Genomic DNA, 15,974 nt, shown 5'->3' with positions numbered 1-15,974 from the left:
GTGCTCGCTTGCTCAGCTCAGGATGGGCTGCCGACCAGACCGGTCAGGGGGCTGCTGGCCACGGCCTGGGGACGGCGCGGAATGCGTCCGGCCAGGAAGGCGGCCCGTCCAGCTTCGATGGCCAGTTTCATGGCGCGCGCCATCAGAACCGGATTGCCGGCCTGGGCAACGGCGGTATTGATCAGGCAGGCTGCGGCCCCCAGCTCCATCGCAAAGGCGGCATCCGAGGGGGCGCCGATACCGGCGTCGACGATCACGGGGACGCGCGCCTGCTCGATGATGATCTGGATCTGCGGCAGGTTGAGCAGCCCCTGTCCGGAGCCGATAGGTGAGCCAAGGGGCATGACGGTGACGGCTCCAGCATCCTGCAGGCGCCGAGCCAGGACGGGATCGGCGTTGATATAGGGCAGGACCTCGAAGCCCTCTTTGACGAGCTGGCGCGTGGCTTCCAGGGTGGCGACGGGATCGGGCAGCAGATAGTCGGGATCGGGAATGACCTCCAGCTTGACCCAGCGCGGCAGACCCATCGCCGCCGCCAGATGGGCGATCTGGATGGCCTCCTCGGCAGTCTTGCAGCCGGCGGTGTTCGGCAGAATGGTGTAGCGCCCGGTATCGAGATAGTCGAGCAGCGTTGGCTGCCCGGGGCGCGAGAGGTCCAGGCGGCGCAGAGCCACGGTGACGATTTCGGTGCCGCTGGCCTCCAGGCTCTGTTGCATCTCCTCGAAGCTGCGGTACTTGCCCGTTCCCAGCAGGAGCCGGGAGCGGAAGGTACGCGTGCCAATAGTGAGCAGGTCCTCTGTCATGATCGTTCTCTCCTCTGGTCTTCTGCGGCGGCTTCGGCTTGGGTGGGAGCCTGGCTGAACAGTTCTGGCTGGCGCTGCGCGGCCTCGGCTGCGTTGAGGGCAGTCAGCCGGCGTCGCCAGGGGCCGAGGCGCTCGGGCGCGAAGGGACGCAGGTCGAGATCGTAGGGCACGGGCCGCCCCTGGATCAGCTCGGCGATGATAAAGCCCGTCACGGGTCCGGTGATGGCGCCAATGCGCCCATGACCGACGGCCAGCCAGAGGCCGGGGCTGCTGGGCGCCGGCCCAATGAAGGGCAGACCATCGGCGGAGACGGGGCGCAGGCCGGCCCAGGTGCGGTCAACGGCGGCCTCCTCAAGAGCCGGGGCCACACGGTGTACGACGGTGAGCAGATGGGCCAGGCCGCCAGCAGTCGGAGTCTTGTCGAAGCCGCGCCGCTCGGAGGTAGCGCCAACGAAGACGCTGCCGTCGGCCTTGGGAACCAGATAGCCCAGCGGACCAGCGTAGATGGTGTGACGCAAGGGCTGGCCGCTGGTGCGCAGAGCCAGCAGCTGGCCTTTGAGCGGGTAGACGATGGCCGCGCATTCGCCCTGCGCATGCCAGGCGCTGCTCCAGGCGCCGGTAGCGAGTACAACATGAGCGGCTTCGATGGGTTCGACCTCAGTGAGGACGCCCCGCACGCGGGCGCCGTCCCAGAGCAGAGAGAGGGCGCTCCGGGGCGCCAGCAGCTCGGCCCCGTTGAGCACGGAGGCGCGCGCGAGCAGGCGCGTGAGGTGGCCAATGGCAACGTTGCCCTCAGCGGGCGAGAAGACAGCGCCGCGTACGCTGGGAGACAGCAGCGGCTCACGCTGGCGGACCTCGTCGGCCTCCAACCAGCGCAGCTCGGGACGCAGGGTCTGCAGGGCGGCCAGGTCGCGGCGCAGGGCCTCAGCCTGCCCGTCGTCGAAGGCAGGATAGAGGGTCGGCAGATGGACGAGACCAGCCCACAGGCCCGCTTCGCTCTCTAGCTGGGCTTCGAGGGCTTCGTAGTGGCGCAGGCCGGCCAGGCCGAGGCGCAAGAGGGGATCGTTCAGGTCGCTGGCGCCGGCCTCGGCCAGGGGGGTGAGCATGCCGGCCCCAGCGTCGGAGGCTTCGGCAGCGACGCCGCTGCGGTCAAGCAGGGCGACGCGCTGTCCGGCCCGCGCCAGATGGTAGGCCGTGGCGCAGCCAACGATGCCCGCTCCCACTACCACGACATCATAGGTTCGCCGTTGCATAGGCTCTTGCCTTCCTCTCCTTGACAGACGGCCCCATAAAAAAAGGCCGCCTCCCCAGGCGGGCCGGGAAACGGCTTCTTGCCGACGCTCTCCGCTGGAGAACGTGATACCACGTTGGGCAGCGGAGCCGGTGGGAGAAGAAAGCGTTCCCTCCGCTGGTATGATCCAGATCAGGTGTCTGCTGCAGGGTCTGCGACATTGCGGGGTCGCACTCTCAGCCCGGCTCTCCGGACTCCCCTCGCTTCCTTCCTTGCTTATCCGTCCGCCTGTCTGAGTCTGTCAGCTCGCCCGCCGGCCTCAAGCCATTCAGCACGGCGGACGCCAGCACATCGCTCAGGACAGGTCGATCGTCTTCTTTCTACCTATCTACCTACAGAGATGATACCATATGGCTGCCGCCTGTTACCAGCCAGATGGGCACGCTCACGCCCGAGTGGAGTAGACTGTTGCTGGTCTCTGGCCAGAGGGTCTGTTATACCGGGCAGGAGTGCAAACAACGAGCGGCCACCAGGCCCATTCCTTATTATGAGGAGCTGATGACGATGAGGCAACCGGAGCAGCAGCCCGCAGCAGCCCGCGAGGAGGCCATTGCCCGGCTCTACCGCACCTCTGCTGCCGTCTATCTGTTCCGTCGGGAGATGTGGGCCTGTCCACATTGTATGGTAGAGGAGGAGATTGCGCGCCTGGGCCGCCTACCGCTGAGACAGTTGAGGGGCGCCGATCTGCAGCACTACGCCTGGAAGGCCATGACGACCTGGGGCGAGGTGACGGATTTCAAGCATTTTCTGCCGCGCTGGCTGGAGCTGGTCCTGCGCGGCCAGGATGATGGTTTTGCGCTGGAGTTGGGCCAGCTCGCTCACAAGCTGGCGTACGGCCAGTGGCGCAGCTGGCCGCGCGCCGAGCAGGAGGCCGTTGAGGCGGCGCTGCTGCTCGCCTGGTAGCTGCTGCTCTCGCAGCCACCCGCAACCCTGATCTGGTACGACGTGGCAGGCTCCTTGCGCTCAATGACAGAGGGCCGGGAGTCACCCACACCCTTCTTGCACCTCTGGGAAGAAACCGCCGGCTTTCTGCCGCTCTATCACCTGGCGCTTTTCTTCGTCGAGGAAGGTCCGGGCCTGGCAGCACCTGCTGAGGAGCGGTCATCAGCCTGGCGGCGGGGCCAGTGGCCTCTGCTGCGCGTCTGGCTCTTCTCACCTTCCACTTATGACCGGCTGATGGCGCTCTCCCGGCAGCGGTGTCAGGCGCTGACGCACGAGCTGGCCGAGCCCCTGAGCTTCTTCCTCAAGCAGCTGCGACCCTCTTCTGAGCAGTAAAGACGGCTCATAGCGCCAGCCCTTGACAAAGAGCCAGTGATATGATACATGATTCATATGTCATTTCAGCCCTGGAGAGCAGCGCTCACTCAGGGTCAGTCTGCCGCCCGGCAAGCTGGCCCGATCAGGCAGCCAGAACAAGGGTGAGGGCCAGCGCAGCGAGGCGCTATTTCAGCAAGGAGGACGCCGGCAATGACCAGCCGCCCGTCACCATCAGGATGGTGTGAAGCTGGAGCCAGAACTTGCCCATCTCTGGCTGGTCCTTTCTCTACACTGATCAGCCAGGCCAGAGCTGTGGAGGTGGCGCACCTCCTTCTTCCTCCCCTGCCTCATCTACACGAGAGCGCTTTTTACCGGGCTGATACTTCTGCTTTCTCACCCGTTCTCTCTTCCTACGCCCGTTTTTCCAGGGCGAGGATGCCAGAGAGCCTGCCCCTGGCATCACCTCACCGTCAAGGGGGTTCAGCATGCGGAACATCGTTCGCCTGGCGCTCGTTTGCACCTTGCTGCTCGTTAGTGGAGCGCTCTTCCTCCACCAGGCTCGCGCCAGCAGCGGCACCTTCACCCAATACACCTACAACGGACCAGCCGGCAGCCGTCCCTACTATGTCTATACGCCGGCCAATTACCAGGTTGGCACGGCGGTCCCCCTGATCGTCATGCTCCACGGTTGTACCCAGACGCCGCAGGACTTCGCTAACGGCACGCAGATGAACGCGCTGGCCGATCAGGATCAGTTTATCGTGGTCTATCCTCAGCAAACGAGCAGCTACAACTCTCTTTCCTGCTGGAATTGGTTTCTTCCCGCTGATCAGGCCCGCGGCAGCGGCGAGCCGGCCATCATCGCCGGCATTGTCCAAACCGTCGAGCAGAACACCTCGCAGTGGACCATCGACCGCAATCGCGTCTATGTTGCTGGTTTCTCGGCAGGGGCGGCGATGGCGGTGATTATGGGAGCGACCTACCCAGATATCTTTGCGGCCATCGCCTCGGCCTCGGGCCTGGAATATCAGGCGGCGACCTCGCAGACGGCGGCGACCACGGCGATGATGCAAGGCGGGCCGAATCCGCAGCAGCAGGGGCAGGCCGCTTATCAAGCGATGGGCAGCGCTGCCCGCGTGGTGCCGACGATCGTCTTCCAGGGCCAGAGCGACTATACGGTCTACCCGGTCAATGGCGATCAGGTGGTCCAGCAGTGGATGACAACCGATCACCTGGCTTCGAACGGCAGCTACAACGCCAGCTTCGGCAGTCCGAGCAGTAGTGTCAGCGGCCAGGTCTCGGGCGGGCACAGCTACACGGTGCAGTCCTGGAACGATAACCAGGGAAACGAGATTCAGGAGTACTGGAAGATCAATGGCATGGGTCATGACTGGTCCGGCGGCAGCAGCAGCGGCTCCTATACCGATCCGCAGGGTCCCAGCGCCACCAATGCCATCTACAGCTTCTTCATGAAGCACCCAATGAATGGCGGGAGCGGCAGCGGGACAGCCACGCCCACCAGCAGCCCATCGCCCACGCCGACCCCCAGCTCGACAGCCACATCGACGCCGACTCCGACACCTAGCCCGACGCCAGCGGCCTCCACCTGTCAGATCCACTACGGCATCGTCAGCCAGTGGAGCGGCGGCTTCCAGGCCAGCCTGACGATCACTAACACTGGCTCCAGCGCCATCAACGGCTGGACGCTGCGCTTCTCTTTCACCAACGGCCAGATGATCACGGTGAGCTGGAACGGGAATTTCTCGCAGGCGGGCAGCGCCGTGACGGTGACGAACGTGGCCGTCAATGCGGTGATCCCGGCCAATAGCAGCTTGAGTGTGCCGCCGGGCTTCCAGGCCACCTGGAGCGGAAGCAATCCGCCGCCGACGGCCTTTACGCTCAATAGTATGAACTGCGCCGTGGTGTAGCAGGGTCGTCCAGGAGAGGAGGGCGAGCAGCCGGCTGAGTGCTGCTTGCTCGCCACTGCTAGAGCGGGCTGCTGTCTCCGTGTCGGCGGCAGTGGCCCGCTTGCCTGTTTGTGAGATGTTTCCTAGGAAGGTTGCCAGATCTCTACGAGTGCATTCTGGTCGCCAGTGGCGATCAGGGTAGAGGTTGGCGACCAGGCAATGGCCTGGGGGGCATAGCTCTGGCCACGTTCCAGAGGCATTTCGATATAGCTGTACCAGACTTGGACGGTGTTATCATAGGAGCACGAGGCGATCTCGCCTCCCTGGGGCGACCAGCTCACACCGGTGACCGTATTGTGGTGTCCTCGATAGGTCTGTTGCAGCTGGCCGCTGTTGGGGTCCCAGACCTGCACGGTGGTATCAGCCGCACCGGAGGCGATTGTGTCACCGTCTGGCGACCAGGCCAGACAGGTGACCGACCAGCGATGGCCGCGATAGAGGAGCCGGCGATTCCCTGAGACGGCTTCCCAAATCTGGACAGTGCTATCGTCGCCCGCTGAGGCAAGCAGGCTATTGCCGGGCTGCCAGGCGAGGGCGCGGACACTGCCGCGGTGGCCCTCATAGGTAAAGATGAGCTGGCCGCTAAGGCCGTTCCAGATGTGCACGAGGCCATCCGCGCCCGCCGAGGCTAAGACTGAGCTTTTCGGCTCCCTGAGCCAGGCGAGGGCAGTGACCGGTCCGTGATGCGCCTGGTAGCTCAGCCGCGGCAGCCCGGTCTTCGCTTCCCAGACGTGGATGAGACCATCCGTGGAGGCAGAGGCTATGTAGATACCATCGAAGGACCAGGATATTGCCAGGACGCTGCTCCGGTGGCCATGATAAACGCGTAGGGTCTGGCCGTGCCTGGGGTCCCAGAGGCGAACGGTGCGGTCACTAGAGGCGGAGGCCAGCATGGCACCGTCTGGCGACCAGGCCAGGGCCGTCACCCAATCGTTATGCCCCCGGCAGGTCAGGAGCAGAGGTAGCGGATTCACCAGGATGCTCGCTGTTGCAGCAGAGGTTTGTTGCCTTGCCAACTGAGTGAGGAGAATTTTGATGCCGACGATGGTAAGAGGAAGAGCGACGGCACCGCCCAGGCCGAGGCCCAGGGCGAGCAAGGAGCGCCGTGATATCCCAGGCTGCTGAAGCAGGCGCAGCCGCCGCGCGTGAGCCGGGTTGCTTTGACCAGACTGGCCCACTACGTTAACAAATGGCCCCGCTGGAACCGTCGGCGCCAGGGCCTGCTTTGGCGGAGAAGCGCCGGAGGGCTGCGCTTGAGAAGGTTCACCGTCGGAGATTCCAGGCTGCTGGATCAGTGGCTTCAGCCGCTTCAGCACCTCGCGCGCTGATGGCGGGCGCTGCTTCGGTTCCAGCTCCACCAGCTGGGCAATGAGCCGGGCTAGTTCCTCGGGAACCTCCGGATTGAGCTGCCGCAAAGGGGCGAAACGAAACGGTTGGTGGCGGGGATCGCGCCCGCTCAGCAGGCTGTGCAGCAAGGCACCGAGACTGTAGAGATCGCTGCGCGGCGTGGTCTGCTCAAGCCCGTATTGCTCCGGTGCAGCAAAGCCGGGTGAGCCAAAGACCAGCGTGTCATGAGTCTGGCCCGGCTTGAAGTGACGCGCAATCCCAAAGTCAATCAGCAGCAGGCGCCCGTCGCTGCTCCGGCGCATTACGTTGGCTGGCTTGAGGTCGCGGAAAATAATCGGTGGCTGCTGCTCGTGCAGGTAGATCAGCACCTCGCAGAGCTGCTGGCCCCAGTCTAACACCTGCTCCAGGGGCAGCCTCTGCTGCGGGACCCGCTGCTGGATGGCTTCCAGGGTCTCGCCCTCGATGTAGTCCATGACCAGATAGCTGGCCTCCGGCTCACTCCAGTAGTCGAGAATGGTCGGCAGCCCGGGATGACGCAGCCTGGCCAGCAGTTCCGCCTCCTGTTGAAAGGCCCGCTCGGCCACGGCCCTTTCCTGGTCAGTCAGATGGCGTTTGTAGAGACGCTTCACCGCAGACAATTTTCTCCCAAGGTGCAGATCCTCGGCCAGAAAGACCGTCCCCATACCGCCCTGGCCCAGCCCGTGAAGCAGACGATAGCGCCCAACCAGCACCGCCCCCGGCTCCTCCTGCGGGGCTGTCAGCGGCGTCTGACAATGCCAACACCGCACGGCATCCAGCGGGTTGGCCGCCCCACAGTGATCACAGAAACGCTCGTGAGGGAAGGTACTGCTCATCCGGCCCTCCTTCAATGTGGGATTGTGGACGGCCACCGCGATCTGGGCCGCAGTTCCGCCCAGATTCGTGTTGCCTCTCTGCTACGGTTCATCCTGATGCGCTGCTGCTCAGCCGGGGCGACGGCCCCAGACGGTGAGCCAGGTCCAGAGGGCGCAGAAGTCGTCAGCCTGCATCTCGGCCACAGCCTGTTGATAGAGGCGGCGTAGCTCCTCTTCGCTGCCCATGCCCATCTTGCTCAGAAAGGGAAGTGACAGTTCTAATGCCACCATTTCATCTTTGAAAAACGCATAGTGCAGGGGCGTCTCAAGCGACCACTCAGCGGCGCTAGCGTGCAGGCGCACCTCCTCGAAGCCAGCCCGACGCAACAGCCGTGGCAGCACTGGGGTAATGCCGATATGGTTGCCGTCGGGCGAGAAGCTCTGACCGGCGCGCTTGAGGGCGGCGTAGCCCAGGGCAAAGAGACGCTCGGTGGCAGGACTGGTTGTCAGCGGTCCCTCGGTCTCGGTGAGACGGATGATACCGCCGGGTTTGAGGAGCCGTCGACACTCGGCGAGCAGCGCCGACCAGGCCGTCGGCGTCATGAAGCTGAAGAGGAAGCGCCCGTTGATCAGGTCAAAGGAGGCGTCGGCGAAGGTGAGCGGCTGCCTGATGTCCATGACGGCAAAGGCAACGTTGGTCAGGCGGCGGCTACGGGCCTGGGCGCGGGCATAGTCGATCACGCCAGGGCTGAGGTCAACACCGATCACCTCGACAGAAGGATAGGTAAAAGCAACCTGCATGGCCCAGCCGCCAGGGCCACAGGCCAGGTCGAGAACCTGCCCGTCGGGTGGGAGCGACTGCCCTTCGGGAAAGAGGCCGCCCATCGCCTCGGTCACCAGGCGATCCTGTTGCATCAGGCGCGCTAGCTCAGCGGTCTGCTCGGGATCGATTGGGTAGCTGCTCTGGGCCGGTTCGTCGTTGGAAGTGCTTGGCTCCATGCTGACTGCTCCTTCCTTGTGTTCGATCGTCTGGTTGTGCTCCCACACTGCACTCCCAGGCCTGTCGATCCCCTTTCCATAGAGGATGGACCTGATGCTTCTTGCTTCCTTTCTGTAGGATAACAGGACAGAATATCGCTTGACAAGTGATCTCGCTCCCTCTACAGGAGCCTCTACTTATGCCGCAGCAGTCTTGACTTATATCCCTGGAGAGCATGCATGGATGGAGCGAACGGATGACACTCTTATCTACCTCCTTACGCCGGCGCGCCTTCGGTCTCCGCTGGCTGGCGGCATTGATCTCGCTGATGAGCACCTGGCTGCTGCTGATCGGGCTGCCGCTGGCTGTCTACCGCCGCAGGGCTTCGATGCTGGCAACGGGAGCGCTCTTTCTGGCGACGGCTCTGCCCGATGTGCTGCTCGGTCCCCTGGTTGGGGTGGGGAGTCGATCGCTGGGAGCGCCGGCGGACGTTGCTGGTAGCCTGGCCCTGCTCTTGCCGCGCGCTGGAGGCCAGGTATCCGCTGCCGAGAGCGAGAGTACGATGAGATCGCCGTTGGCAGTGGGCAGCTCGATCTCAATGCCGACGGCGGGTCTGGCCGAAGGCGACGGGGTCTGCGTCTCTCTCCCCTGTGTACTCAGGTCAGGGTCTGGCTTCGTCGGCCAGCGGGCTGGCGCTGGAGGCCGGAGATGGTCGGTAGCAGGGCGAGTCGGTGCCGGTGTAGCTCCTCTCTGCTGATGCTGCTCCTTCGGCTGCTGGTAGAGGGGATGAGCCTCTTTTGCCGCTCACGCCGTTCGCTTCGAGGATCTCAGTTGCCGAGTTTTCACGCAGCGATCCTCGAATGGCTTTGCAGGCGGTCTCAGGCCGATTCTGGCTGGCATCATGACCGCGCAAAAGCGGTCACTTATGACCGTTTTCTTGGGATCATCGAAAAGGCTTGACTGAGGCCGCTTGTAATGCTACTCTAGAGGGGGTACCGTCAGAATGCTTGTCCTGCCCGCTTTGGGATTGAAACGATTCTACTGACTCATGGTGAAGTAGTTGCATCATTTTTGGTCAGAATGCTTGTCCTGCCCGCTTTGGGATTGAAACTCTGCCGCGCCCGAAATGCTCATGAGGGGAGGGGAGTTCGTCAGAATGCTTGTCCTGCCCGCTTTGGGATTGAAACGATGAAGCGCTAGCCCTTGCAGAAAATCAGACTACGTCAGAATGCTTGTCCTGCCCGCTTTGGGATTGAAACCTGAGGCCGCCTGCACGAAGCCGCCCAAGAGCCTGGGTCAGAATGCTTGTCCTGCCCGCTTTGGGATTGAAACATGACAGGCAGCTGCCACGCCTGCCGGCGTTCGTCCGTCAGAATGCTTGTCCTGCCCGCTTTGGGATTGAAACGACCAGGTCATCCGGCCAGAAGGACTGCTCCTCCTTCTGTCAGAATGCTTGTCCTGCCCGCTTTGGGATTGAAACCTGGTGGTACTCCCAGGGGCTGCCTGTGGCGCGCGACAGTCAGAATGCTTGTCCTGCCCGCTTTGGGATTGAAACATGACGTTATTGCCTGACCCTGCCACATGCACGTATGTCAGAATGCTTGTCCTGCCCGCTTTGGGATTGAAACGAGGCTGGTTGGCTAGGGCGGCCTTGGGCGGGCTGAGTCAGAATGCTTGTCCTGCCCGCTTTGGGATTGAAACTCAATGATGGCGCGGTGATCCAAAAACATCTCTGAGGGTCAGAATGCTTGTCCTGCCCGCTTTGGGATTGAAACCGAAATACCTGATCGATAAACTCGGCCAGCTCTTCTCGGTCAGAATGCTTGTCCTGCCCGCTTTGGGATTGAAACTAAATTGTAATCAATACTGATTGTTATTACCTTAGAGTCAGAATGCTTGTCCTGCCCGCTTTGGGATTGAAACGATTTCGACTGCAAAGAGCTGCTGGCCGATCACCACGTCAGGATGCTTGTCTTGCCCGCTTGGGGATTGAAAGACGAAGAGATGGACCTTACCGGTGCTCCCATCATCGCGTTAGAATGCTTGTCCTGCCCGCCTGGGGATTGAAAGAGCCAGAACGCCCCGATCAGGAGCAAGGCCTCCACGTCAGAATGCTTGTCTCCCCACTTGGGGATTGAAAATATCGTCAGTATGCCTCTTTTGCCTGCCCGAGTCTGCAGCCGCTTGACTACACCTAAGAACCGCTAGCCGTAATCCAGGTCAGTAAGCCTGCCCCGTCCGCTCCAGGCTTGAAGCTCCTCGCCCCTGCCTGGCCTGCTACCCTACCCTTGACATCTCTCAATCATTCAATTATTCTATTGAATATCAATCTATCGAAGAGAGCAACGCCTGGCGCAGAAAAGCCGGTGACCAGACAATCAGACAGCCAGAGACAACTGAGTCAAGCACAGAGCCAGGCCCACCAACAACGGCGCGCCGCTCGCCTCAGCCAGCAGACCAGCGAACCCAGGAGAAGAGCGAAGAGCATAACAGAGAGAGAAAAGAAGAGGAGAGCAGAGATCGGCATGGAATATCAGCGCTCTGAAAGCAAGCGAGCCTTTAAAGACCAGCTCTACGAACAACTGGCGCGCATCGGCAAAGCCCTGGCCAGCCCCCACCGACTGGAGCTGCTCGACCTGCTCGCCCAGAGCGAGCGCAGCGTCGAAGAGCTGGCCCGCGAGACCACCCTGCCCGTGGCCACCGTCTCCCAGCACCTGCAGATTCTCCACGCGGCGCGGCTCGTCGACGTACGGCGCCGCGGACGTCACCGGCGTTATCGCCTGGCCTCTGGCGAAGTCGCACGCCTCTGGCTGGCCCTGCGACGCACCGGCGAAGCCCACCTGGCCGAGCTAGAGCAGCTCGTCACGACCTGGCTACCCGAGCGCCGCCACTGGCCCGCCCTCAGCATCGACGCCGCCCTTGAGCTGCTCAACACCGGGCGCGCCCTGCTGCTCGACGTGCGCCCCCGCGACGAATACGCCAGCGCCCACCTGCCACAGGCGCGCTCGCTGCCCGTCGCCGAGCTGGCAACCCACCTGAGCGAGCTGCCCCGCGACTGCGAGATCATCGCCTACTGCCGCGGCCCCTATTGCGTCTTCGCCGACGAAGCCGTCGCCCTCCTGCGCGCCCACGGCTTTCGCGCCTGGCGCCTGGAAGTCGGCGTCCCCGAATGGCAAGAACGTGGCCTTCCCCTGATCGAGGAAAGGAGCGACTTCTCATGGCAAGTGTGAGCGTCGAAACCCTGCGCACCTGGCTGGAGAGCGGCCTGCCCGTGACCATCCTTGATGTGCGACCCGCCTCCGCCTACGCTGCCTGGTCGATCCCCGGTAGCCAGCACCTTGATGCCTACGAGGCCCTCAAGTCCGGCCAGACAGGCGGACTGGAAGAGCTAGAGCTACCGGCGGACCGGCCCGTCGTCACCGTCTGCGAGGCCGGCCAGGTCAGCCAGCGCGCCGCCGCCCTCCTCACCGCCCGCGGCTTCACCGCCTACTCCCTGGAGGGAGGCATGCGCGCCTGGAGCCTGGCCTGGAACACGGCCCCCGTCCTGCCCGATCCTGGGGTCTGCGGGCAGCCGGAAGCTGCCCGCAGAGCGCAAGCGCCAGAGCAGCGGCACGTCATCCAGATCCGGCGTACCGGCAAAGGCTGCCTCTCCTACCTCATCAGCGACGGCACCGCCGCCCTCGTCCTCGACCCGGCCCTCGATCCCGCCGTCTACCAGCAACAAGCCCGGCAGCGCGGCTGGCAGATCACCGCTGTCCTCGAAACGCACATCCACGCCGATCACCTCTCGCGGGCCCGCGCCCTGGCAGAGAGCTGCGGGGCCAGCCTGCTGCTGCCCGCTCAGCAGCGCGTCGCCTTTCCCTTCATCCCCGTCGCTGATGGCCAGCAGCTCGCCATCGGGCGCCTGCACCTGCAGGCCCTGCGCACGCCCGGCCACACGCCCGAGAGCACCTGCTATCTGCTGCCCGGCCCCCCGGGGACACCAGCCCTGCTCTTCAGCGGCGACACCCTCTTTCCCGAGGGCCTGGGACGCCCAGATCTCGACGCCGACACCGAGGAGGCCCGCCGCCGCGCCGAGATGCTCTACGCCAGCCTGCAGCACCTGCTCACGCTGCCCGACAACACCATCTTACTGGCCGCCCACAGCGCACGCCCGCTGCCCTTCGACGGCCAGCCCGTCCTGACCACCCTGGCCGCCGTACGCACCTGGCTGGTCCCACTCCTGGCATCGCCCGCCGTCTTCAGCACCCAGATGCTCAGCAACCTGCCCACGCCACCAGCCCACTATCAGGAGATCATCGCCGCTAACGAAAGCGGAGACTGGCCCGCCATCCCACCCGAAGAACTAGAAGGAGGACCCAATCGCTGTGCAGTCAGGCTTTAAGCACCCAGCCGGCCAGAGACAGCATCTCCAATCAGAGGCGCCTCAGCTGGGCCTGCGCGCCAACTGGCCGCAATTCACCCTGCTCGTCATCATCAACGCCTTCGTCGGCTCGCTTGTCGGCATCGAACGCACCATCCTGCCGCTGCTGGCCGCCCACGACTTTGGCCTGGCCTCCAAGACGGCGATTCTCTCCTTTCTGATCAGCTTCGGCCTCGTCAAGGCCCTGGCCAACCTGCTGGCGGGCCACCTGGGCGACCGCTACGGACGTAAGCGCATCCTCGTCGCCGGCTGGCTCGTCGGCCTGCTGGTCCCGCCGCTCATCATCATCGCACCTAACTGGGGCTGGGTCGTCTTCGCCAACGTCCTGCTGGGCATCAACCAGGGCCTGTGCTGGTCAACCACCGTCATCATGAAAATCGACCTGGTGGGACCGCGGCGGCGCGGCCTGGCGATGGGCCTCAACGAGGCAGCGGGCTACCTGGCTGTCTCCGGGGCCGCCCTGGCCGCTGGCTACCTGGCCGCCACCTACGCCCTGCGTCCCCAGCCCTTCCTGCTGGGCACCCTGCTCGCCCTCTGCGGCCTGCTGCTCTCACTCTTCGGCGCCCGCGAATCGCAGGGGCACGCCCGCCAGGAGGCCAGGGAGCTGCAGCAACGCGCCGCCGAGGAGACAGAGCCGGGCCAGGCTCAGGCGCAGCCCGCACTGAGCTTCTGGCAGATCGTGGCACACGTCTCCTGGCGCGATCGCACCCTGCTGGCCATCAGTCAGGCGGGCCTGGTCAATAATCTCAACGATGGCCTCTCCTGGGGCCTCTTCCCGCTCTACTTCGCCGCCGCCGGCCTCGATGCCGCTCACATCGGCTGGCTGGTCGCCGCCTATCCCGCCGTCTGGGGCGCGGGCCAGCTCCTGACAGGAGCCTTCTCGGATCACCTGGGACGCAAGGGGATGATCAGTGCGGGGATGTGGGTCCAGGCCATTGGTCTGGCCCTGATGCTGCTCACACGCGGCTTCTGGCCCTGGCTCCTGGGGGCCATCCTCCTGGGCAGTGGCACCGCTCTCGTCTACCCGACCCTCCTGGCCGCCGTCAGCGACGTCACCCCGCCCGACTGGCGCGCCTCAGCGGTCGGCGTCTACCGTCTCTGGCGCGACAGCGGCTATGCCGTCGGGGGCCTCCTGGCCGGACTACTGGCCGATCTACTCTCGATTCCCTGGGCCATCGGCCTGGTTGCCCTGCTCACCTTCCTCTCGGGCGTCCTCGCCGCCCTGCTTATGCGCGAGACCCTGCCGCGTCCTCAATCAGCGCCCGTGGCTCCGGCCCCCCCACTCTCCTCCCACAACGCCGCCAGCTCGCCCCCATAGTCGGCGGCCCTCTCCACCTCGCCCTGGCGCCAGGCCAGGTAGCGCAAGAGACGTAGAGCGCGCCGCCACTCACGCCGCTGCCCACCCTCGCGCGCCAGCACCAGCGCCTCACGTAGATAGCCGCCCGCCGCCTTGAGATCGCCCTGACGTAGTGTCACCTCACCCAGGCCCAGCAAGAGACGTACCTGCGTTGCCGCATCGCTCGACCAAATAGCGATCTGATAAGCACGCTGCAGATAGAGACGGGCCAGATCATAGAAGCCACGTCGGCGTAGAAAAGGTGCAAAAGCCAGCACTCCTCGAATAAAGCGCGCATGGCGCCCATTCTCAAAGGCATACTGCAGGCCGGCCACAATATTGCGATTCTCCAACTCCAGGGCTGCGTCGTCGCCTCCATGCCGCTCCAGCAGGCTCGTCACATAGGCCACCAGACGCTCGCCAGCCTGGGTATCGCGCAGATGGGCGCTGGCATAGTCGGCAATCGTCTGGTGCAACAAATAGCGCCCGGCGCCGCTGCTCTCCAGCAGGCCGGCATCGACCAGGGCATCGAGAGCCTCCGGCGGCGCCTGCGCCACAGCCAGAGCTGCCTCCTCACTAAAGCTATTGGGCTTCGGCGGAAAGACCGAGAGGGCACGCAGCACCTCGCGCTCCTGCTCATCAAGCTGCTGATCACTGACCGCGATCGCCGATTGCAGCGAGAGCGGTGTCCCCCAGGCCAGATGCGGTGGCTGCTCCAATGGGCTGCGCATCTCACTGACATGCAGGCGCTGATGCGAGCTGCGCAGCCGCGCTAGAGCAGCTTGCAAACGGCGCGGCTGCCCGCTATGAGCCTGGGACTGCAAATACTTTCCCAACAAGGTCAAAGCCAGCGGCAGCCCGCCGACCTCCTCGACCAGACTCAAAGCGGCACGCCGATCGTGGGCCACCACCTCCGGCGCCCACTGCGCCAGCAAGGCCAGACCATCGGCCCCCTCTAGCTCGTGGATCGTGCGCGCCCCCTCGCCAGCGATAGCCAGCGCCAGGCGGGGAAAGCGCGTCGTGGCGATCAAGACCGAGCGCGGCCCGCCGATCTTGAAGGCCAGGGCCGCCTCCAGCTCCCAAACATCATCAATGACCAGCACAAAGCTGCGCTGCCCGATGGCCACCCGCAAAGCGCGGGCCCGCGCCTCCAGCGATAGCTCTCCCGCCGCCGGCACCCCCAGCAACTGCTCCCAGCGGCGCAGATGCTCCAACACATTGGGGCGCGGCCCTAGCCCTGCCCAGAGCACGCCGGCCTCGAAGCGCGCCAGCACATGCGGATCGTGCACCAGCGTCACGGCCAGGGCCGTCTTGCCCACGCCGGGCAGCCCACAGAGGGCCAGCGAGCGCCCAGAACAGAGCTGGGCCGCCAAGTCCCCAAGCAGGGTCTCGCGCCCGACCAGGCCACGCCCCTCGTTCGGCAGAGGTGGCATAGTCGGATCAAGCACCCGCTCCTGATGGCGGCCCTGACCAGGAAGAGCGTCGCGCTCCACAGGCGCCCCCTCGGCATCCTCCACAAAGCCCAGCTCGCGGGCACTCTTGCCGAAGAGCTGACAGAGCTTCTCGCGATAATAGGGCTGCGGCGAGGAGACGCCCCGCTCCCAGCGACTGACATTCTTCTCCGACGAGCCGATGGCCTCGGCGACCCTGGCCTGCGACCAGCCGCGCATCTCGCGCTCATGTCTCAGACGCAGATTCGGTTTCATCGTGGGCACTCCTGCAGGAGATGACGACCGGC

General features: G+C 64.5%; 12 protein-coding genes and 1 CRISPR repeat array. Of the genes, 7 read left to right on the top strand and 5 right to left on the bottom strand.

The genetic code is table 11. The features are described from left to right. Positions 1-17: 17 nt before the first annotated feature. Together A4R35_RS23340 and thiO are read right to left on the bottom strand one after the other, a co-directional pair. Positions 18-803, bottom strand: a complete 786-nt coding sequence (locus A4R35_RS23340; RefSeq protein WP_317616013.1) for a thiazole synthase — start codon at positions 801-803, stop codon at positions 18-20. Then, positions 800-2,056, bottom strand: a complete 1,257-nt coding sequence (thiO, locus tag A4R35_RS23335; RefSeq protein WP_112433771.1) for a glycine oxidase ThiO — start codon at positions 2,054-2,056, stop codon at positions 800-802. Before thiO ends, A4R35_RS23340 begins: the two co-directional genes overlap by 4 nt. A gap of 542 nt (positions 2,057-2,598) precedes the next feature. On the opposite strand from thiO, the gene A4R35_RS23330 reads away from it, so the two are divergent. The 3 genes from A4R35_RS23330 to A4R35_RS23315 all read left to right on the top strand — a co-directional run bounded on the left by A4R35_RS23330 (position 2,599) and on the right by A4R35_RS23315 (position 5,279). Then, positions 2,599-2,997, top strand: coding sequence for a hypothetical protein (locus tag A4R35_RS23330; RefSeq protein WP_112433769.1), 399 nt, complete (start codon positions 2,599-2,601; stop codon positions 2,995-2,997). 63 nt (positions 2,998-3,060) lie between these two features. Continuing rightward, positions 3,061-3,369 (top strand): hypothetical protein, encoded by a 309-nt coding sequence (locus tag A4R35_RS23325; RefSeq protein WP_146747315.1) that lies wholly within the window; start codon positions 3,061-3,063, stop codon positions 3,367-3,369. A gap of 467 nt (positions 3,370-3,836) precedes the next feature. After that, on the top strand, positions 3,837-5,279 hold the full coding sequence (locus A4R35_RS23315) for an extracellular catalytic domain type 1 short-chain-length polyhydroxyalkanoate depolymerase (protein WP_112433763.1): 1,443 nt from the start codon (positions 3,837-3,839) through the stop codon (positions 5,277-5,279). A 122-nt stretch (positions 5,280-5,401) separates the two neighbouring features. Here A4R35_RS23315 and A4R35_RS23310 read toward each other — a convergent pair whose 3' ends face one another. Continuing rightward, the gene (locus A4R35_RS23310; RefSeq protein ID WP_112433761.1) at positions 5,402-7,519 is read right to left on the bottom strand and encodes a WD40 repeat domain-containing serine/threonine-protein kinase; all 2,118 of its coding nucleotides are present in this window, start codon (positions 7,517-7,519) and stop codon (positions 5,402-5,404) included. Positions 7,520-7,627: 108 nt separating this feature from the next. After that, on the bottom strand, positions 7,628-8,497 hold the full coding sequence (locus tag A4R35_RS23305) for a class I SAM-dependent methyltransferase (protein WP_112433758.1): 870 nt from the start codon (positions 8,495-8,497) through the stop codon (positions 7,628-7,630). Between the two features lie 236 nt (positions 8,498-8,733). On the opposite strand from A4R35_RS23305, the gene A4R35_RS23300 reads away from it, so the two are divergent. From A4R35_RS23300 to A4R35_RS23285, 4 genes are all read left to right on the top strand, one after another. Next, on the top strand, positions 8,734-9,234 hold the full coding sequence (locus A4R35_RS23300; RefSeq protein WP_112433756.1) for a hypothetical protein: 501 nt from the start codon (positions 8,734-8,736) through the stop codon (positions 9,232-9,234). Between the two features lie 240 nt (positions 9,235-9,474). Beyond that, positions 9,475-10,547: a CRISPR direct-repeat array (repeat unit 37 nt; unit sequence GTCAGAATGCTTGTCCTGCCCGCTTTGGGATTGAAAC). A gap of 455 nt (positions 10,548-11,002) precedes the next feature. Beyond that, a complete protein-coding gene (locus tag A4R35_RS23295) occupies positions 11,003-11,707 on the top strand; it encodes an ArsR/SmtB family transcription factor (protein ID WP_112433754.1) in 705 nt (234 codons plus the stop codon). Then, a complete protein-coding gene (locus tag A4R35_RS23290; RefSeq protein ID WP_223258464.1) occupies positions 11,695-12,861 on the top strand; it encodes an MBL fold metallo-hydrolase in 1,167 nt (388 codons plus the stop codon). Before A4R35_RS23295 ends, A4R35_RS23290 begins: the two co-directional genes overlap by 13 nt. After that, entirely contained in the window at positions 12,845-14,218 is a 1,374-nt protein-coding gene (locus A4R35_RS23285; protein ID WP_189362248.1) for an MFS transporter, read from the top strand. Before A4R35_RS23290 ends, A4R35_RS23285 begins: the two co-directional genes overlap by 17 nt. On the opposite strand, the gene A4R35_RS23280 is transcribed toward A4R35_RS23285, so the two are convergent. Further along, entirely contained in the window at positions 14,152-15,942 is a 1,791-nt protein-coding gene (locus tag A4R35_RS23280; protein WP_112433752.1) for a helix-turn-helix domain-containing protein, read from the bottom strand. The two genes, A4R35_RS23285 and A4R35_RS23280, sit on opposite strands and share 67 nt — an antisense overlap. Positions 15,943-15,974: the final 32 nt, after the last annotated feature.

Source organism: Thermogemmatispora tikiterensis, from assembly GCF_003268475.1.
Classification (GTDB): domain Bacteria; phylum Chloroflexota; class Ktedonobacteria; order Ktedonobacterales; family Ktedonobacteraceae; genus Thermogemmatispora; species Thermogemmatispora tikiterensis.
This window is presented reverse-complemented; position numbering and strand designations above follow the sequence as displayed.